General features: G+C 63.2%; 19 protein-coding genes. 15 read left to right on the forward strand and 4 right to left on the reverse strand.

Features of this window, described 5'->3' with window-relative positions:
* Positions 1-37 precede the first annotated feature (37 nt).
* Genes AC6CIG_RS13980 through AC6CIG_RS14010 form a run of 7 tightly spaced genes read left to right on the forward strand, consistent with a single transcriptional unit; the run spans position 38 to position 7,022 of the window.
* Positions 38-1,321: an ABC transporter substrate-binding protein gene (locus tag AC6CIG_RS13980; RefSeq protein WP_127708800.1), complete on the forward strand. Its 1,284-nt coding sequence runs from the start codon at positions 38-40 to the stop codon at positions 1,319-1,321.
* 5 nt (positions 1,322-1,326) lie between these two features.
* The gene (locus tag AC6CIG_RS13985) at positions 1,327-2,283 is read left to right on the forward strand and encodes a carbohydrate ABC transporter permease (RefSeq protein ID WP_018093750.1); all 957 of its coding nucleotides are present in this window, start codon (positions 1,327-1,329) and stop codon (positions 2,281-2,283) included.
* A complete protein-coding gene (locus AC6CIG_RS13990) occupies positions 2,276-3,163 on the forward strand; it encodes a carbohydrate ABC transporter permease (RefSeq protein ID WP_018093749.1) in 888 nt (295 codons plus the stop codon). The genes AC6CIG_RS13985 and AC6CIG_RS13990 overlap by 8 nt, the downstream gene beginning before the upstream one ends.
* Before the next feature lie 22 nt (positions 3,164-3,185).
* On the forward strand, positions 3,186-4,202 hold the full coding sequence (locus AC6CIG_RS13995) for a Gfo/Idh/MocA family protein (RefSeq protein ID WP_127708802.1): 1,017 nt from the start codon (positions 3,186-3,188) through the stop codon (positions 4,200-4,202).
* 1 nt (position 4,203) lies between these two features.
* The gene (locus AC6CIG_RS14000; RefSeq protein WP_127708804.1) at positions 4,204-5,277 is read left to right on the forward strand and encodes a Gfo/Idh/MocA family protein; all 1,074 of its coding nucleotides are present in this window, start codon (positions 4,204-4,206) and stop codon (positions 5,275-5,277) included.
* 24 nt (positions 5,278-5,301) lie between these two features.
* The gene (locus AC6CIG_RS14005; protein ID WP_127708806.1) at positions 5,302-6,384 is read left to right on the forward strand and encodes an ABC transporter ATP-binding protein; all 1,083 of its coding nucleotides are present in this window, start codon (positions 5,302-5,304) and stop codon (positions 6,382-6,384) included.
* Positions 6,381-7,022: a glutathione S-transferase family protein gene (locus AC6CIG_RS14010; RefSeq protein WP_498322833.1), complete on the forward strand. Its 642-nt coding sequence runs from the start codon at positions 6,381-6,383 to the stop codon at positions 7,020-7,022. The genes AC6CIG_RS14005 and AC6CIG_RS14010 overlap by 4 nt, the downstream gene beginning before the upstream one ends.
* Before the next feature lie 20 nt (positions 7,023-7,042).
* Here the strand turns inward: AC6CIG_RS14010 and AC6CIG_RS14015 are convergent, their stop codons facing one another.
* Entirely contained in the window at positions 7,043-7,927 is an 885-nt protein-coding gene (locus AC6CIG_RS14015) for an SMP-30/gluconolactonase/LRE family protein (RefSeq protein ID WP_127708810.1), read from the reverse strand.
* Positions 7,928-8,087: 160 nt separating this feature from the next.
* On the opposite strand from AC6CIG_RS14015, the gene AC6CIG_RS14020 reads away from it, so the two are divergent.
* Positions 8,088-8,231: a hypothetical protein gene (locus AC6CIG_RS14020; RefSeq protein WP_164866772.1), complete on the forward strand. Its 144-nt coding sequence runs from the start codon at positions 8,088-8,090 to the stop codon at positions 8,229-8,231.
* 5 nt (positions 8,232-8,236) lie between these two features.
* On the opposite strand, the gene AC6CIG_RS14025 is transcribed toward AC6CIG_RS14020, so the two are convergent.
* Positions 8,237-8,959 carry a FadR/GntR family transcriptional regulator gene (locus AC6CIG_RS14025; RefSeq protein WP_018093743.1) on the reverse strand — a complete coding sequence of 241 codons (723 nt, stop codon included), beginning with the start codon at positions 8,957-8,959 and terminating at the stop codon, positions 8,237-8,239.
* A gap of 77 nt (positions 8,960-9,036) precedes the next feature.
* Here AC6CIG_RS14025 and araD point away from each other — a divergent pair, with 77 nt between their 5' ends.
* The 3 genes from araD (at position 9,037) to AC6CIG_RS14040 (ending at position 14,208) form a co-directional block, all read left to right on the forward strand.
* Positions 9,037-10,761, forward strand: coding sequence for an L-arabinonate dehydratase (gene araD, locus AC6CIG_RS14030; protein WP_127708814.1), 1,725 nt, complete (start codon positions 9,037-9,039; stop codon positions 10,759-10,761).
* 63 nt (positions 10,762-10,824) lie between these two features.
* Complete coding sequence (locus AC6CIG_RS14035; protein ID WP_127708817.1) at positions 10,825-11,610, forward strand: NAD-dependent epimerase/dehydratase family protein; 786 nt, start codon at positions 10,825-10,827, stop codon at positions 11,608-11,610.
* Positions 11,611-11,754: 144 nt separating this feature from the next.
* Positions 11,755-14,208: a phosphoketolase family protein gene (locus AC6CIG_RS14040; protein WP_127708819.1), complete on the forward strand. Its 2,454-nt coding sequence runs from the start codon at positions 11,755-11,757 to the stop codon at positions 14,206-14,208.
* Between the two features lie 155 nt (positions 14,209-14,363).
* Here the strand turns inward: AC6CIG_RS14040 and purU are convergent, their stop codons facing one another.
* A complete protein-coding gene (gene purU, locus AC6CIG_RS14045) occupies positions 14,364-15,248 on the reverse strand; it encodes a formyltetrahydrofolate deformylase (protein WP_127708868.1) in 885 nt (294 codons plus the stop codon).
* A 181-nt stretch (positions 15,249-15,429) separates the two neighbouring features.
* The gene (locus AC6CIG_RS14050; RefSeq protein ID WP_018099591.1) at positions 15,430-16,164 is read right to left on the reverse strand and encodes a helix-turn-helix domain-containing protein; all 735 of its coding nucleotides are present in this window, start codon (positions 16,162-16,164) and stop codon (positions 15,430-15,432) included.
* A 388-nt stretch (positions 16,165-16,552) separates the two neighbouring features.
* On the opposite strand from AC6CIG_RS14050, the gene AC6CIG_RS14055 reads away from it, so the two are divergent.
* Genes AC6CIG_RS14055 through AC6CIG_RS14070 form a run of 4 tightly spaced genes read left to right on the forward strand, consistent with a single transcriptional unit; the run spans position 16,553 to position 18,849 of the window.
* The gene (locus tag AC6CIG_RS14055) at positions 16,553-16,870 is read left to right on the forward strand and encodes a hypothetical protein (RefSeq protein WP_100669949.1); all 318 of its coding nucleotides are present in this window, start codon (positions 16,553-16,555) and stop codon (positions 16,868-16,870) included.
* Positions 16,871-16,878: 8 nt separating this feature from the next.
* Positions 16,879-17,262, forward strand: a complete 384-nt coding sequence (locus tag AC6CIG_RS14060) for a hypothetical protein (RefSeq protein ID WP_018099593.1) — start codon at positions 16,879-16,881, stop codon at positions 17,260-17,262.
* A 13-nt stretch (positions 17,263-17,275) separates the two neighbouring features.
* On the forward strand, positions 17,276-17,437 hold the full coding sequence (locus tag AC6CIG_RS14065) for a hypothetical protein (RefSeq protein WP_003532521.1): 162 nt from the start codon (positions 17,276-17,278) through the stop codon (positions 17,435-17,437).
* Positions 17,438-17,451: 14 nt separating this feature from the next.
* The gene (locus AC6CIG_RS14070; protein WP_018099594.1) at positions 17,452-18,849 is read left to right on the forward strand and encodes an APC family permease; all 1,398 of its coding nucleotides are present in this window, start codon (positions 17,452-17,454) and stop codon (positions 18,847-18,849) included.
* The last annotated feature ends 91 nt before the right edge of the window (positions 18,850-18,940 follow it).

Raw genomic sequence — 18,940 nt, forward strand, 5'->3', positions numbered from 1 at the left:
GAACGTTGTGGAGGCGTTCCGAAGGGAGGAGGAACAGATGACGCATAAGATCAGCAGGCGAAACGTACTCGCGGGAGGGGCGGCACTTCTTTCGATGTCCGCACTAGGGCCCGCCTTTGCGCAGGAGGCGCGGCTGCGGGTGCTCTGGTGGGGTTCACAGGCACGTGCCGACCGCACGAACAAGGTCAATCAGCTCTTCCAGGAACAGAACGCGGGCGTCGCCATCAACGGCGAATTCCTCGGCTGGAGCGACTACTGGCCGCGGCTTGCGACCCAGGTCGCCGGGCGCAATGCGCCCGATATCATCCAGATGGACTATCGCTACATCGTCGAATATGCCCGGCGCGGCGCGCTCGCGCCTCTCGACGATTATCTCGGTTCCGTGCTCAAGGTCGAGGATTTCGACCAGGTGCAGATCAAGGGCGGCAGCGTCGAAGGCAAGCTCTACGGCATCAGCCTCGGCGCCAATTCGGCGGCGATGATGGTCAATGTCGCCGCTTTCGAGGAAGCCGGCATCGAACTTCCGACGCCGTCCACGACCTGGGAAGAGATGGCGCGGACGGGCGCCGAGATCACCAAGGCCGGCAAGCGCAAGGGTTTCTATGGCCTCTCCGACGGCAGCGCGGTCGAGCCGCTGTTCGAAAACTGGCTGCGCCAGCGCGGCAAGGCATTGTTCACCGCGGACGGCAAGATCGCCTATGATGCGAACGATGCGGCCGAATGGTTCGCCATGTGGCAGAAAATGCGCGAGGACAAGGCCTGCGTCCCGCCGGACATCCAGGCGCTCGACCAGTACAATGTGGAGACGAGCCCCCTATCGCTCGGCAAGGCGGCCGCTTCCTTCGCGCACTCCAATCAGTTCGTCGCCTATCAGGGCATAAACAAGGACAAACTGGCGCTGAGAAGCCACCCGCTGATCGACAAGGATGCGAAGGGCGGCCATTATCGCAAGCCGTCGATGTTCTTCTCGGTCTCGGCCCAGACCAAGGACCCGGAACTCGGCGCAAAATACGTCAACTTCTTCGTCAAGGACCCGAAAGCCGCCGAAATCCTGGGCGTCGAGCGCGGCGTACCGGAATCGGCAGCCGTACGCGAGAAACTGGCGTCGACGCTCGACGAGCTCGGCCGCGCCATGCTCGACTATGTCTCGGGCCTCGGAGCGCTTGCCGGCGATCTGCCGCCGCCGCCGCCCAGCGGTGCCGGCGAGGCGGAATTCGCTCTGCGCAACGTCGCCGAACAGGTCGGCTTCGGTCAGCTCGACGCCAAGCAAGGAGGCGAGACGCTGGTGAACGAGGTCAGCCAAATCCTTGCACGAGGTTAAGGAGGATGGCGGCCGTGCAGGACACCGCTGTCGCAGTCGGCACGGGCGCGTCATCGCGCCCGGCCGCACAGGGCCGCCTGGCCAGGACATGGGCAAGCCATGGAGCCGGCTACATGTTTCTGTTGCCATGGCTCATCGGCTTCTTCGGCCTGACGCTCGGGCCCGCCATCGCCTCGCTCTATCTTTCCTTCACCAATTTCGACCTGATCCGCGCGCCGGAATGGATCGGCACCGCCAATTACGTGCGCATCGCGACGGCGGACCCGAAATTCGCCGCGGCGATCAAGGTGACCTTTCTCTATGTCGTGCTTTCGGTGCCCTTCAAGCTCGCCTTCGCGCTGCTCGTCGCGATCCTTCTCGACCGCGGCGTCCGGGGGCTCACCGTCTATCGGGCGATCTTCTACCTGCCGTCGCTCCTTGGCGGCAGCGTCGCGATCGCCGTGCTCTGGCGACAGCTCTTCGCCGGCGACGGCCTGATCAACAGCCTGCTGGCCCAGTTCGGCATCGAGGGGCCGAGCTGGATCTCTCACCCGGACTATTCGATATGGACGCTCGTGGTCTTGAGCGTCTGGCAGTTCGGATCGCCGATGATCATCTTCCTTGCGGGCCTTCGGCAGATCCCGACGGACATGTACGAGGCGGCGAGCCTCGACGGGGCGTCCAAGTTCCGTCAGTTCTACAAGATCACGCTGCCGCTCTTGACGCCGGTGATCTTCTTCAACGCGGTCGTGCAGACGATCGACGCCTTCAAGGCCTTCACTCCCGCCTTCATCATTTCCGGCGGCACCGGCGGTCCGATCAATTCGACGCTGTTCTACACTCTTTACCTCTACCAGGAGGCCTTCGGTAATTTCCGCATGGGCTACGCCTCGGCGCTTGCCTGGATTCTCGTGCTGATCATCGGGCTGTTCACGGCCTTCTCGTTCCTCACCTCTCGCTACTGGGTGCACTACGATGACTGACGCGACCATGAGCTCGGTAACCGCCCCGCCGCCGGTCCCGACGGGCCGCCGCGGCCCTGTCGGATCGGTCCTCGTTCACGCCGCCCTGATCGCCGCCTCGATCGCCATGATCTATCCGCTCCTGTGGATGATCTCGGCATCGGTCAGGCCGGAGGACGAGATCTTCGCCTCCACGTCGCTTTGGCCCTCCTCGGTGGATTTCTCCTCCTATCTGCGCGGCTGGTTCGGGCTCGACGTCAGCTTCGGGCGGTTCTTCTGGAACTCGCTGGTCATCGCGGTCCTCACCGTCGTCGGCAATGTCGTCGCCTGCTCGCTCGCGGCCTATGCCTTCGCAAGGCTGCGCTTCGCGGGGCGGAATTTCTGGTTCGCGATCATGCTCGGCACGATGATGATCCCGTATCACGTGACGCTCATTCCCCAATATGTCCTCTTCCTCGATCTCGGCTGGGTGAACACATTCCTGCCGCTGGTGGTCCCGAAGTTTCTCGCCAGCGATGCCTTCTTCATCTTCCTCATGGTGCAGTTCTTCCGCGGAATCCCGCGCGAACTGGACGAAGCGGCGATGATGGACGGCTGCGGCGCCTGGCGCATCTACTGGAAGATCATGCTGCCGCTATCGCTTCCCGTTCTGGCGACGGCCGCCATCTTCTCCTTCATCTGGACCTGGGACGATTTCTTCGGGCCGCTGATCTACCTCAACGACATGAACAGCTACACGATCCAGCTCGGCTTGAGGACCTTCGTCGACTCGAGCAGCACCTCCGACTGGGGCGGGCTCTTCGCCATGTCGACGCTCTCGCTCGTGCCGGTGTTCTTCTTCTTCCTCTTCTTCCAGCGCCTTCTGATCGAGGGCATCGCCACCACCGGCATGAAGCGCTGAGCGACGGAGCTAGAAAATCATCATGGACGAACTGCGTTTCGCTGCCGTCGGGCTCAACCACAACCACATCTACGGCCAGGTCGACTGCCTGCTTCGGGCCGGCGCCCGCCTCGCCGGTTTCCACGAGAAGGACGATGCGCTGGCCGCGGAATTTTCCGCCGTCTACGCAGACGCCCCGCGCATCGCGACGGCAGAGGAAATCCTCGAGGACGAGAGCATCGGCCTCATCGTCTCGGCCGCCGTTTCGAGCGAGCGCGCGGAACTGGCGATCCGCGCCATGCAGCACGGCAAGGACGTGCTTGTCGACAAGCCGGGCATGACGAGCTTCGACCAGCTCGCCAAGCTGCGCCGGGTCCAGGCCGAGACGGGCCGCATCTTCTCGATCCTCTATTCGGAGCATTTCGAGAGCCCGGCCACGGTCAAGGCCGGCGAGCTCGTCGCCGCCGGCGCGATCGGCGAGGTGGTGCACATAGTCGGCCTCGGCCCGCACAGGCTGCGCCGCGGGACGCGGCCCGACTGGTTCTTCCGCCGCACGGACTATGGCGGCATCCTGACCGACATCGCATCGCACCAGTGCGAGCAGTTCCTGTTCTTCACCGGCGCCAACGACGCGACCGTGCTTTCGGCGAGCGTCGGCAACCGGAGCGTTCCCGACGCTCCCGAACTGCAGGATACGGGCAGCATCCACCTCTCGACCGGGCGGAGCACCGGCATGATCCATGTGAACTGGCTGACCCCGGAGGGAATGCCGACCTGGGGTGACGGCCGGCTCTTCATCGTCGGCACATCCGGAACGATCGAGGTCCGCAAGACGGTCGATCTCGCCGGGCGCGAAGGCGGCAACCACCTGTTTCTCGCGGACCGGAACGGCGTCGAACATATCGACTGCTCCCGCGTCGACCTGCCCTTCGGGCGCCAGTTCCTCGCCGACATCCGCGACAGGACCGAAACCGCGATGCCGCAGGAGCGCTGCTTCAAGGCCATGGAGCTTGCGCTTCAGGCGCAGGCGATCGCCGAACAGAACGGGGACAGGAACTGACATGAGCGTGAAGACAGTCGCCATCATCGGCTGCGGCATCGGGCGTTCGCATATCGTCGAGGGCTATCAGCCGCACCCGGACAAGTTCCGAGTCCAGGCTCTCTGCGACCTCAACGAGGAACGGATGAACGAAGTGGGCGACGAATTCGGGATCGAGCAGCGGACCCGCCACTTCGAGGAACTTCTCGCCGACGATGGAATCGACATCATCGACATCTGCACCCCGCCAGGAATCCATCTCGAACAGGTGCTCGCGGCCCTTGCCGCCGGCAAGCATGTGGTCTGCGAAAAGCCGCTGACCGGATCGCTGAAGGGCGTCGATGCGATCATGGAAGCCGAGAAGCAGGCAAGTGGCGTGCTGATGCCGATCTTCCAGTATCGCTACGGCGACGGCATCGAGAAAGCCAAGCGCATCATCGAGGCGGGCATCGCGGGCAAGCCCTATGTCGGCTCGGTCGAGACTTTCTGGCTGCGCACGCCCGAATATTATTCCGTCCCCTGGAGGGGCAAGTGGGCGACGGAGCTCGGCGGCGTGCTCGTCACCCACGCGCTGCATCTGCACGATATGATGCTGCATCTTCTCGGCCCGGTGGCGCGCGTGTTCGGCCGGGTCGCGACCCGGGTCAACGACATCGAGGTCGAGGACTGCGCCTCCGCGAGCCTGCTCATGAAGAACGGCGCCTTCGTTTCGCTTTCCTGTACGCTCGGCTCTCAGGAGCAGATCAGCCGGCTCAGGCTGCATTTCGAGAACGTCACCTTCGAGAGCAGCCACGAACCTTATGCGCCGGGTAAGGATCCGTGGAAGATCATCGCGGCAAATGACGAAGTGCAGGCGCGCATAGACGAAGTGACCGGCGACTGGCGTCCGGTCTTGCCGCGCTTCACCACCCAGATGGCGCATTTCCACGATTTCCTGAGCGGCAGAGGACCCCTGCCCGTGACGACGCAGGATGCGCGCCGCGCGCTGGAACTGGTCACCGCGATCTATCAATCCGCCGATACCGGCCGCGAAATAGAGTTGCCGCTTGGGCCGGACAGCCCGAAATATGCCGATTGGCGTGCGAATACCCGATAAAGGGCTGCAGGGAGGAACTTTGACATGGCGACGAGCGTCGTTCTTCAGAAAGTCGAGAAGCGCTACGGCGCGCTCGACGTGATCCACGGCATCGACCTGACCATAGACCCCGGCGAGTTCGCCGTCTTCGTGGGTCCGTCCGGTTGCGGCAAGTCGACGCTGCTCAGAATGATCGCCGGACTGGAGGAGATTTCCGGCGGCACCCTGATGCTCGACAGCGACCGGATGAACGAAGTGGCACCCGCCAGGCGCGGCATTGCGATGGTGTTCCAGTCCTATGCGCTCTATCCGCACATGTCGGTCTACAAGAACCTCGCTTTCGGCCTCGAAACGGCCGGCTTCAAGAAGGCCGAAATCGAGCCGAAGGTGCGCCGGGCGGCCGAGATCCTGCAGATCGAAAAGCTGCTCGACCGCAAGCCGAAGGCGCTCTCCGGCGGTCAGCGGCAGCGCGTGGCGATCGGCCGCGCGATCGTGCGCGAGCCGCGGATCTTCCTCTTCGACGAGCCGCTTTCCAACCTCGACGCCGAACTCCGCGTGCAGATGCGCGTGGAGATCTCAAGGCTTCATCGGGACCTCGGCAACACCATGATCTATGTGACGCACGATCAGGTGGAGGCCATGACCATGGCCGACAAGATCGTCGTCCTGAATTCCGGCCGGATCGAGCAGGTGGGCGCACCGCTCGATCTCTACAACAATCCCGTCAACCGCTTCGTCGCCGGCTTCATCGGCAGCCCCAAGATGAATTTCCTCAAGGCGCGGATCGCGGACGTCACCGGAAGCGAAACGGCGATCGAGGTCTGCGGCGGAACGATCCGCCTCCCCCGTCGCCTGAACGGTGCGACACAGGGGCAGGACGTCACATTCGGCATCCGGCCGGAGCACCTTTCCGCGCGCGAGGGCGGTATCGAGCTCGCTTCGGTCAATGTCGAGATCGTCGAGAATCTCGGCGGCGAAACCATGCTCTACGGGATCACGCTGGATCGCCAGCAGCTGACCGTCGCGCTGGAGGGGCAGCAGAAGGTCGAGCGGGGCTCCAATCTCGCCGTCCACTTCGACCCGTCGCGCTGCCACGTCTTCGGCGCCGACGGAAGGGCCATGCGATGAAACTGTTCTACAGCCGTAATCCCAACCCGAGGCTTGCCGTCGCGGTGGCACGCCATCTCGCAGCCGAGGTTGAGTTCGAATTCGCCTCACCTTTCGCGCCGGGGCAGGCGGAGCGGTTTCGGCCGCTCAACCCCAACCTTTCGCTGCCGATACTCGTGGAGGCCGGAAAAAGCCTTTGGGAGGCCGACGCGATCGCCTGCCGGCTTTCACGCCAGGTGCAATCGGATTTCTGGCGCATGGGCGACGACGAACCCGACATGGTCCGATGGATCAGCTGGGGCAAGGAAAACTTCGTAAGAGCTTGCGACATGGTGCAGTTCGAGCGCGGCACGAAGCAGCGCTATGGGCTCGGCCCGATCGACCAACTGCTGGTCGAGGAGGGGTTGAGCAGGTTCCGTACGGCAGCGGCGATACTCGACATGGAGCTTTCCGGGCGGAACTGGCTGGTCGGAGACGCCGTATCCCATGCGGATTTCCGAATGGCGAGCTTTCTGCCCTTCAACGATGCCGCCCGACTGCCGCTTGGCGATTATCCCAACATCTGCCGCTGGAATGACCGGCTCGAGGAGATCGATGCCTGGCGCGATCCCTTCAGGGGTCTGGATGCGCCCGAACTGCCGCCGATTCCGGAGCGCTGATCAGACCGCAGACGCCAGCCTCAAATCCGGCGATCGTCGAAGCGGTGGACGGCCACACCCGCCACGGGACTTCTTGCGGCGAAAATGCCGCCGGAGCGGTTTTTCTCGCCGATGCCCGCAGGCCGCAGCGACGTGACGAGAAGCGTCTTCAGGTCCGGTCCGGCGAAGCAGGGCATGGTCGGCGCCGGCACCGGAAAGCGATGCGTCCCGACAAGGCGACCCTCGGGCGAGAAGCGATTGACGACGCCCGCCGACACGCCGGCGCTCCAGTAATGGGCTTCCGCGTCGGTTGCGGCTCCGTCCGGTCGGCCGCTCGCCTCATCCAGGCTTGCCAGCCGCCTGCGCCCGGAAAGCGCGCCCGTTGCGGGGTCGAACTGCCAGCGGTCGATCCAGGCGCCGCGCGAATCCGAGTGGAACAGAAGAGTACCGTCGCCGCTCCAGGCAAGGCCGTTGGAGCAGACGATGCCTTCCACCTTGCGTTCCACCGCGCCGTCCGGCGAGACGCGGTAGAGCGACGCGACGGGCCGGCGGTCGGGCACATCGTGCATCGTCCCCACCCAGAAGGCGCCGTCCGGTCCGACCTTGCCGTCGTTGAGGCGCGTATCAGCAACGTCCGGCTCGATCGCGGCGATTTCCCTGGTGATCGCGCCGACATCGGGATCGAACAGAACCACGCGATCGCGCTGCGCCAGCACGAGGCGTCCGGAGCGCGCAAGGCCGGCGCTGCAGGCGCCGCCCTCGACGGTCCATTCGACGTGGCCGGCGCCCGAAAGCTCGACGCGATGAAGGGCGCTGCGGCCGATATCGACGAAGAACAGGCAGTTCCGGTGCTCATCGAAAACCGGGCTTTCGGCGACGTCGCAACGCGATTCCAGAAGACACTCAAATGTTAAATCGAAAGACATGTTTGACACCATGGGCCCGGGCCGCTGCCAGAAGAAACGCGCCCAGAGGCGCTTAAACTCCCGTTTTTGAATTCGCTGCCGCCGTTGCCAGCTCTATCATTGCTCTTGCCCTCGCTCAACTTGTAAAATAAAAATACAAGAAACCGGCCGGGAAATCTGCATGAAAACGCCCCTCGTAACCGCGACCCTGAAGGCCTGCCGCTCGGCGCGGCGCGCCGCGGCAGCGTGTCGCCCGAAGGCGGAGAGCGAGGCCGCAATGGTCGAGCCGGCTACCGGCGAGCGCTTGAAGTGGATCGGAGCATGACCGGATCAGAGATCGCCATGGGAGCCGGTGATACGGGCGCGCGATTCCGTCAGATGGTAGCGCATGTACAGGCGGGCGAGATCCCGGTTCTGGCCCGAAACGGCGGAGTAGATCTTGCGGTGTTCTTCGAGGACACGGCGGCGGCGGTCATCGGAGCCCTGCCGCGTCAGGCCGAGCGCCATGCGCATCGAGCCGCTGAGAATGTCACGCAGCTCTTCCAGAAGGCGTGGAAAAAGTTCGTTGCCCGCAGCTTCCGCTACCGCGTGGTGAAAGGCGAAGTCCTCTTCCCATCCGGTTTCCCCGCGCGCGAAGGCGCCTTCCAGCGCCGCCAGCGCCTCGCCGATCTGGTTGAGCTGAGCCTTGGTCCGGCGCATCGCGGCAAGCCCCGCGCATTCCGTCTCGAGCGCGAGCCGGGGCTCGAAAGCCCTGAGATAGATCGCGATCTCGGCCGAGGCGGCGAGACTGGTGAGCTTGTCGGACGGACGCGATTTCACGAAGGTGCCGATGCCCTGGCGCGAAACCACGAGGCCGTCGGCCTGCAGCCGCATCAGCGCCTCTCGCACGACCGGACGGGAAACCTGAAAGTCGCGGCAGATATGCGCTTCGGACGGCAGCTTGGCCCCCTCGGCCATCTGGCCGCTGGCGATCTGCTCGAGAATCTGCCCGTAGAGAACATCGGCAAGCCGCTCCCGCCGCGCCGGTTTCAGTTTCAACGTTACGTCGTTCAAGGGTCTGCCTTCACCTGTCATTTTTCTGTACAGGCGCAATCTAGCCGACCCACCCGCAAATGCAAAGGAGGCTGCCGATGACCGGGCGCAAGAAGCCGGAGGAATTTCGAAGCTTTCGCTGGTTCGGCGTCAAGGACCTTCGCGCCTTCGGTCACAGATCCCGCCTTTATCAGATGGGCTACGACCATGCGGAACTCGCAAACAAGCCCGTCATCGCGATCATCAATACCTGGAGCGACATCAATCCGTGCCACGCGCATCTGAGGACTCGGGCGGAGGAGGTCAAGCGCGGCGTCTGGCAGGCGGGCGGCTTCCCGATCGAGCTGCCGGCCATGTCGCTGGCAGAGACCTATGTGAAGCCGACGACGATGCTCTACCGCAACTTCCTGGCGATGGAAGTGGAGGAGCTCATCCGCTCGCATCCGGTCGACGGCGTCGTACTGCTTGCCGGCTGCGACAAGACCACGCCGGGAACGATCATGGGAGCGATCCAGGTCGACCTGCCGACGATCTTCGTGCCGGCCGGGCCGATGCTGCGCGGCAATTATCGCGGCCGGATGCTGGGTTCCGGATCGGACGTCTGGAAATACTGGGCGGAAAAGGAAGCCGGCCGCATCACCGAGAACGAATGGAGCGAAATGGAGCGCGGTATCGCCCGCTCCTTCGGCACCTGCATGACGATGGGCACGGCCTCGACCATGACGGCGCTGGCCGACACGCTGGGGCTTTCCCTGCCCGGCGCCTCCGCCATCCCCGCGGCGGATGCCGGCCATGCGCGAATGGCTGCGCTTTCCGGCGCGCGCATCGTCGAGATGGTCTTCGAGGACCTGAAGCCGTCCGACATCATGACGGCGCAGGCATTCGAGAATGCGCTCGCGGTGCACATGGCGATGGCCGGCTCGACCAATGCGATGATCCATCTTATCGCGATCGCGCGGCGCTGCGGCGTTCCTCTGACGCTCGATGATTTCGATCGCGTATCGGCCCAAGTCCCTGTTCTCTGCAACATCCGGCCGACCGGTGAATTCCTGATGGAGGACTTCTACTATGCCGGCGGTCTGATCGCGCTCTGGAAACAATTGAAGCCGCTCCTGCACACCGGGGAACGCAATGTGATCGGCACGATCGGCGGCGCTCTCGACGAGGCCGAAGTCCATCTGCCGGAGGTGATCCGCCCGCTGGACAGGCCGGTTGCCGCGCGCGGCGGCACGGCAATTCTCAAAGGCAACCTCGCGCCGCAGGGCTGCGTGATGAAGCCCGCGGCCGCCGACCCTGCCCTCCTCGAACACCGCGGTCCGGCCCTCGTCTTCGACGATTACGACGCGATGATGAGAGCGGTGAACGACGAGGATCTCGACGTCACAGCCGACACGGTGATGATCCTGCGCAATGCCGGTCCGGTCGGCGGACCGGGCATGCCGGAATGGGGCATGCTGCCGATCCCGAAGAAGCTTTTGAAAGAGGGCGTGCGCGACATGGTGCGCATTTCCGACGCCCGGATGAGCGGCACCAGCTACGGCGCCTGCATCCTCCACGTGGCGCCGGAGGCCTATGTCGGCGGCCCGCTGGCAGCGGTCCGCAACGGCGACATCATCGCGCTCGACGTCGATCGCCGCACGATCACGCTCGAGGTCGATCAGGCCGAGATCGAACGCCGGCTCGCCGAATGGAGGCCGCCGGAGCGCGATTATTCGAGGGGCTATCTGAAGATGCATGCGGAGAATATCCAGCAGGCACCGGAAGGCTGCGACTTCACCTTCCTGCAATCGCCCCATAAGCTGCCCGAACCCGAGATTCATTGATCACCGTGACGACTGGTCATTGGAGCCGAAGTCATCACGATCCGTGCGAAGCAGGTTGTACGCATGACGACGCGACTATTGATAACCGGGGCCGCAGGCGGCCTCGGCCGCTATGCCCGCGAGGGACTGAAGGGCTGCGCCGATGTTCTGCGCCTTTCGGATGTCGCCACGCTTTTTCCCGCCGGAGAGGGCGAGGAAGTCGTGCATTGCGACCTCGCCGAGCGCGAGACGGTCGACCGACTCGTGCGCGGCTGCGATGCGATCCTGCATCTCGGTGCGATCTCGGTGGAGTCCGACTTCGACGCTCTTCTTCAGGCCAACATCCTCGGCACCTACAATCTCTACGAGGCCGCGCGAAAGGCCGGCGTGAACCGCGTTCTCTTTGCCAGCACCAACCATGTGACCGGCTTCCATCCCGTCGGCGAGACGCTCGACCACCTGTCGCCGCGGCGGCCGGACAGCCTTTACGGCGTGAGCAAGTGCTTCGGCGAGGATCTTTCCCGGCTCTATTTCGACAAATACGGCATGGAAACCGCCTGCCTCAGGATCGGCAGCTGCTTTGCCGAACCCACGAACCGCCGCATGCTCTCCACCTGGCTGAGCCCGCGCGACTTCCTGGCGCTTGTGCGCAGGCTTCTCGATGCCCCGAAAATCGGCCATCTGGTGCTCTATGGCGTCTCCGCCAACCGCGACGTCTGGTGGTCGAACGGGCATGCGGATTTCCTCGGCTGGCGCCCGCAGGACAGCAGCGAACCTTACCGGCACGCGATTGAAGAGCGTGAGGAGGCGCTTTCGGACGGCGTGCGCTATCAGGGCGGGCGTCATGCGGCGGCGAAGTTGCCGGGTTAACGCAACCGGTCCGCAAGACCACGGTTCTCCATCCCCGCCGCTGCTCGGCATTGCCCTGGCGCGGCACCGCCATAGATTCTGCAGCGGCAGCTTCGGCAGCTCGTTGCGCCGTCGCTATCCGAGCTCTCGCTTCAGGAGGAATACATGACTTCCCCCAGGACGGCAGGTGACGTTTCCGGCCAAAATCCATTATCCGCCAATCCGCTCTCCGCAGATGAACTTCGGCGGATGGACGCCTACTGGCGGGCGTCGAACTATCTCTCCGTCGGCCAGATCTACCTCCTCGACAATCCGCTTCTCAGCGAGCCGCTGAAGCGGGAGCACATCAAACCGCGGCTTCTCGGCCATTGGGGTACGTCGCCGGGCCTAAACATGCTCTATGTCCACCTGAACCGGGTGATCAAGCGCGACGATCTCGAGATGATGTATGTCATCGGGCCCGGGCATGGCGGGCCCTCGCTCGTCGCCCACGCCTATCTGGAGGGCACCTATAGCGAGGTCTATCCGGACATCAGCCAGGACGCCGAGGGCCTGCGGAAGCTGTTCAAGCAGTTCAGCTTCCCCGGCGGCATCCCGAGCCATGTCGCGCCGGAAACGCCGGGCAGCATTCACGAGGGCGGTGAGCTCGGCTATGCGTTGAGCCATGCCTACGGTGCCGCCTTCGACAATCCGGAGCTGATCGTCGCCTGCGTCGTGGGCGACGGGGAAGCCGAAACGGGTCCGCTCGCGACGGGCTGGCACGGCAACAAGTTCCTGAACCCGGCGCGCGACGGGTGCGTCCTGCCCATCCTGCACCTCAACGGATACAAGATCGCCAATCCCTGCTTTCTCGCACGCATTCCCAGAGAGGAGCTGCAGAAATTCTTCGAGGGCATGGGCTATGCGCCGCTTTTCGTCGAAGGTCATGACCCCGCAGACGTGCACCAGCAGCTGGCGGGCGCGCTCGATAGCGCGCTTGCCGATATCAGGCGCATTCGGGCCGACGCCCGGGTCAACGGAAATCTGAAACGCCCTGCCTGGCCGATGATCGTCTTCCGCACACCCAAGGGCTGGACCTGCCCGGCCGAGATCGACGGTAAGAAATGCGAGGGTTACTGGCGATCGCATCAGGTGCCGATGGGGGACATGGACAAGCCGGAGCATGTCCGCATCCTCGAAGGCTGGATGAAGAGCTATCGGCCGGAGGAGCTTTTCGACGGTGAAGGGCGGCTGATGGCGGAACTGGCGGAGCTTGCCCCAACGGGCCGCCGCCGGATGAGCGACAATCCGCATGCCAATGGCGGGCTGTTGCTGCGCGACCTGAAGATGCCCGACTTCCGCGATTATGCGGTTTCGATTCAGAGCCCCGGAACGGCCACGGCCGAATCGGCCCGCGTGATGGGCAGCTATCTGCGCGACGTGATGAAGCTCAACCTGAAGTCCGGGAACTTCCGCCTGTTCAGTCCGGACGAAAACAACTCGAACCGCTGGCAGGACGTGCTCGAAGTCACGGATCGCTGTTTCATGGCGGACATCTATCCGGAAGACGACCATTTGTCGCCGGACGGGCGGCTGATGGAGGTCCTGAGTGAGCATCAATGCCAGGGCTGGCTCGAAGGCTATCTGCTTACCGGACGCCACGGCTTCTTTTCCTGCTACGAAGCCTTCATTCACATCATCGACTCGATGTTCAACCAGCACGCCAAATGGCTGAAGGTCTGCAACGAAATCCCGTGGCGGCGCCCGATCGCTTCCTTGAACTATTTCCTGAGCTCGCATGTCTGGCGCCAGGACCATAACGGCTTCAGCCATCAAGATCCGGGCTTCATCGACCACGTGGTCAACAAGAAGGCGGACATCATCCGCGTCTATCTGCCGCCGGACGCCAATACGCTGCTGTCGGTGACGGACCATTGCCTGAGGAGCCGCAACTACATCAACGTCGTCGTTGCCGGCAAGCAGCCCTCTCCGCAATGGCTAACCATGGACCAGGCGGTGAAGCATTGCACCGAAGGCCTCGGCATCTGGGAATGGGCCAGCAACGACAAAGGCTGCGAGCCGGACGTGGTCATGGCATGCTGCGGCGATGTTCCGACGCTGGAGACGCTTGCCGCAGTGCAATTGCTGCGCGAGCACCTGCCGGAATTGAAGGTGCGGGTGATCAACGTGGTCAATCTGATGAAGCTGCAGCCGTCGGGGGAGCACCCGCACGGCCTGCCGGACCGCGACTTCGACGCCCTGTTCACCAAGGACAAGCCGATCATCTTCGCCTTCCATGGCTATCCCTGGCTGATCCACCGCCTCACCTATCGCCGCACGAACCATGCCAATCTGCATGTCCGCGGCTACAAGGAAGAGGGGACGACGACGACGCCCTTCGACATGGTGGTGCTCAACCATCTGGACCGGTTCCATCTGGTCGAGGACGTCATCGACCGGCTGCCGCAACTCGGCGCCCGCGCCGCATATTTCAAGCAGGCGATCCACGAGCGGCTGATCGACCACAAGCACCATATCGAAAAATACGGCGAGGACATGCCGGCGATCAGTGGCTGGAAATGGGGCGGCGGCAGCGCCGGGACGGCACAGGGAACATCGACCGAAGGCGACAATGTCTGAGAGACGCACTTCCGCGGCCGGACCTACCATCACGAAAGGCCCGCCGAAGCGGGCCTATTTCCGTGTTTCGATCACGGGTCCGATGCAGAGCGTGCCTCTGATGCGATGGGCGGTAATGGCGGGTTGGAGCAAGCCGGTCTCGGCCTCTATCGGCCTCAGCCCATCCGCTCCGACGCGTAGGAACCCGGGCTCGGCGGGAAGACGACGACGCGGTTGCCGTTGATGAAGCAGCGGTGGTGGATATGGGCGTGCACGGCGCGGGCCAGCACCTGGCTTTCGACGTCGCGGCCGATCGAGACGTAGTCGTCGGCTGACTGCGCATGGGTGATGCGGGCGATATCCTGCTCGATGATCGGTCCCTCGTCGAGATCGGCGGTGACGTAATGCGCCGTCGCGCCGATCAGCTTCACGCCGCGCTCATAGGCCTGCTTGTAGGGGTTCGCCCCCTTGAACGAGGGCAGGAAGGAGTGGTGGATGTTGATGATCTTCCCCGACATCTTCTTGCAGAGCGCATCGGAAAGCACCTGCATGTAGCGGGCAAGAACGATCAGCTCGGCGCCGGTCTGCTCGACGACGTCCATCAGCTGGGCTTCGGCCTTGGGCTTATTCTCCTTCGTCACCTTGATGCAGTGGAAGGGGATGTCGTGGTTGACGACCACCTTCTGGTAGTCGAAGTGGTTGGAGACGACCCCGACGATGTCGATCGGCAAGGCGCCGATCTTCCAGCGGTAGAGAAGATCGTTCAGGCAATGGCCGAAGCGCGACACCATGAGCAACACCTTCATGCGCTCGGACTGTTCGTGGAGCGCCGTCTCCATCTCGAACTTCGAGGCAATCGGTTTCAGCCCTTCCTTGAGAGCCGCAAGGCCAACCCGCTCCTCCGAGATGAAGCTGGTGCGCATGAAGAACTTGCCGGTACCCAGATCGTCGAACTGCGAGCTGTCGGCGATATTGCAGCCCTGCTCGGCCAGATATCCCGATAGCGCCGCAACCACGCCGCGCGTCGACTTGCAGGATACGGTCAGAACGAAATTCTGCATCTTCATTTCTCTCCCCTCGCCGTTGGTAGCGCGCACGGGTGTTGCCGACGCCGCAAATTGCTACCAGAGCAGATCGATGGAATCAATCTTCAGGAATATATATTTCTCCTCAGGCAACTTTTGCTTTCGCAGCTTGGCGGGAAATCGCGCGTAGGCGAAAAGGGATGAGCAGAAGCTTTCCTCAGTCCTCTCCGCGGCCGCGCGGATAGGAAATGATCGACAGATACCGGATCGGCAGCGTGGTCAGTTCTTCCGGCCCGTGCGGCGCGTCGGCGTCGAAGAACAGACTATCCCCCGGAGTCATGCGGTAAAGATTGTTGCCATGCCGGTAAACCACCTCGCCTTCCAGCATGTAGAGGAACTCCAGACCATCGTGTTGAAACGTCGGAAAGACGTCCGAGTCTTCGGTCAGCGTGATGAGATAAGGCTCGACGACGACGCCGGAGGTGTTCGATCCGATATGGCCGAGGAGGTTGTACTGGTGGCCGGCGCGGGTGCCGCGCCGCTCGACGTCGACGCCTTCCCCCGCTTTGACGAACACGGCGCTATGCTCCTCCTCGAAACGGCGGAAGAAGGCGGTGATCGGCACGCCGAGCGCCCGGGACAGCGTCTGCAAAGTCGTGAGCGACGGCGATGTGTTGCCATTCTCGATCTTCGACAGCATGCCGACCGAAATATCGGTGGCGGAGGCGACGTCGGCGACTGTAATGCCGAGCTTCTTGCGGAAGGCACGCACCTCATGACCGATCGCGACTTCCAGCACCTTTTCACGAGTATCGCGGATGGCATGCGGATCCTGAGTGAGCGGCGTGACACGCGCCAATTCTGCCGCCGTCTTGCGCGCGCCGTCGGCGCCCACGGACCCCTTGCCGTTCTTCTTCGAGTTCCGATGTTTTTCCGCGTTTTCCCTGCCCATGCCCATCTCGCCTTGTTTTTACTGATAGTAAATATTTCTGGGTCTTCCACAACGCCATAAGCGCGCGGCCGAGGAAGTATTCTGCCCTGAGTAGAAGATCAACTCTCGCTGCAGCCTATGCCTGCTCCGGCGATGTGTTGCGCTTAACGGGGCGTGACCGCGAACACGCTGGAATGCGCCCGCGCGTCCATCAGCCCCCCGCCTCACTGTCGCTCGATCGCCCGGGCCCGGCTCGGTCGGGACGGCGTCACTTGACAGTGGTCTCGCTTTGCCTGACATTCCTGTTAGGCAAATATTTTTTCTAAGCAGAAAAAGGCCGGCTCCCGGCACCGAAATTATAAGGAACGAAAAACTACCCGGAGGAAGAACCATTGGAGGAGGAAAGCGAATGGAAGCGACACTAAGCAAGCTTGGCGAGGATGCGAGCTTCAGCCAGCGTATCGATGCAATGCACAGACGTGACCGCGTCTGCCTTACGGCCTTCGTCGTGGTCCTATGGTGCACCCTGCTCTTCGCGCTGTTTACCGTTTGGCCCTACATCGCAACGCCGGCCATCGCCGTCATCCTGACGGTCGCCTGCGGCCTGGTGCTGCTCTTCAACACAGCCGCCATCATTGCCATGCTGCGCCATTACGAAGAAGACAAGCACTTCATCTACAGCCTCGATCTCAAGCATCTCGACGAGATGCGCCCGCAAAGCCGCTAGGAGGTATCATGGCATACGAACCTCCGAAACAGAGCTTTGCAGGCCAGATCTTCGACGTGATCACGTTGCTGGTGCTGACCATCGGAGCCCTCTACATACCGCTCTATCTTGGCCTTGCGGGCGCGGCCAAGGTGCCCAATCCGATCCCCGATCCGACCTGGGAAGCGCTCGGCCAGAACGCCACCGAGCAGCAGCAGTGGGCCGCGCTCGGCATCACCGATCCGGCGGCCGCCAACGACATCATCACCGCGCGCTTCGACTATAGCTTCAGTTGGGCCTCGCTCGTCGTCATGGCCGTGCTCGTCATCGGTTACTTCGTGATGGTGGTCCGGCTTTCCGACAGGGAGTACCGCGAAGTGATCGAAGAACGCTTCGGCACGAAACGACGCTAGGGAGGCGGCGGCCATGTGGGACATACTCGAATACGCGGCCTGGGCGCTTTCGGCGCTGTTCGGCGTGCTGATGCTCGCCGATCTCGTTCGCATCGACACCACGTACGACAACGAACTGCTGATCTCCTCTCGCGAAGGCGAGATCGAGGCGACGGCAGAGCGCCACGAGATCTGAGGGGAGGACGGCAAATGGACGATACTACATCCGCCGTAGCCGAGCCGGACCGGCTGCGCCTGCTGAGGGTGCTCGGGCCTGCGCACGTCTGGGCACTCGGCGTCGGCATCGTGCTCGTCGGCGAATATATGGGCTGGAATTTCTCGGTGGGCAAAGGCGGCATGATCGCCGGCCTGTTGGCCTGCTGGGTGGCCGGCCTGCTCTACACCTGCGTCGCCATGATCGACTCGGAAGTGACTTCGACGGTCGCCGCGGCCGGCGGGCAGTACGCTCAGGCCAAGCACATCGTCGGCCCGCTGATGGCCTTCAATGTCGGCCTCTTCCTTGTGATGGCTTATACCATGCTCGAAGCCGCCAACGCCATCACCGTCGGCTTCCTGCTCGACACCGTGGCCGGAATGCAGGGCCAGGCCGGGCTCAACCAGCAACCCTTCATCGTTCTCGCCATCATGTTCCTGGCGTGGCTCAACTATCGCGGCGTGCTCGCGACCCTGACCTTCAACCTGGTGATCACCGCCATCGCCTTCCTTGCGATCGTGGCGTTGTTCGTATCGGTGCAGTTCGGCGCCTCGGCGGTGCCGCTCGATTTTTCGGCCATCACCTCGGATCCGCTACCCTATGGCTGGGTGGGCATCGTGGCATCGCTGCATTTCGGGCTCTGGTACTATCTCGGTATCGAGGGTACTTGCCAGGCGGCCGAGGAGGTGCGCTCTCCTGCCCGCTCGCTTCCCTACGGCACGATGGCCGGCATCATGACGCTGCTGATCGCGGCCACCATGACCTGGTATATCTGCTCCGGCCTGATGCCGTGGGAATATCTCGGCCAGGCCGGCACGCCTTTGTTCGACGCCGCCCGCGTCACCGGCAGCACCGGACTGATGGTCCTGCTTTTCGTCGGCACGGCATTCGCCACGCTCGCCTCCGCCAACGGCTGCATCAACGACGCTTCCCGCGCCTGGTTCTCGATGAGCCGTGACCGTTATCTGCCAAGCTGGTTCGGGGCCGTCCATCCGGTCTACCGCACGCCCTATCGAGCGATCGTATTCCTGGTCCCGATCGCGCTTATCTTCGCGCTCGGCGCCCCGCTCGATCAGGTCGTGACCTTCTCGATCCTGTCGGGCCTGCTCGGCTACACCTTCATGACCTTCAACATGGTGATGTTCCGAAACAAGTGGCCGCTCGGCAAGATCAAGCGCGGCTACGTGCACCCGTTTCATCCGCTACCCACGGTCGTGTTGCTCATTCTGTGCTCGACCGCCTATTTCGCCGTGTTCCTGGGCTACGGCACGCAGCTCAGCGCGATGATGTGCTTCTACATCGTGGCTTCGCTGTGGTTTCACTTCCGGCGCTACAAGTTCGTACGCCGCGGCGATCAGTTCACGATGCCGTGGCCAAAGCCACAAGGCTATTGATCGGGTCGGGCCGGCGGCGCCTGCGAGCCGCCGGCCTTCAAGGGGCGCGCACTGCCCGTTCGGCGCGCGCCGCCCGCCCTCACGAAACTGT

The sequence above is a fragment of the Sinorhizobium sp. GQ132 genome, assembly GCF_059758575.1.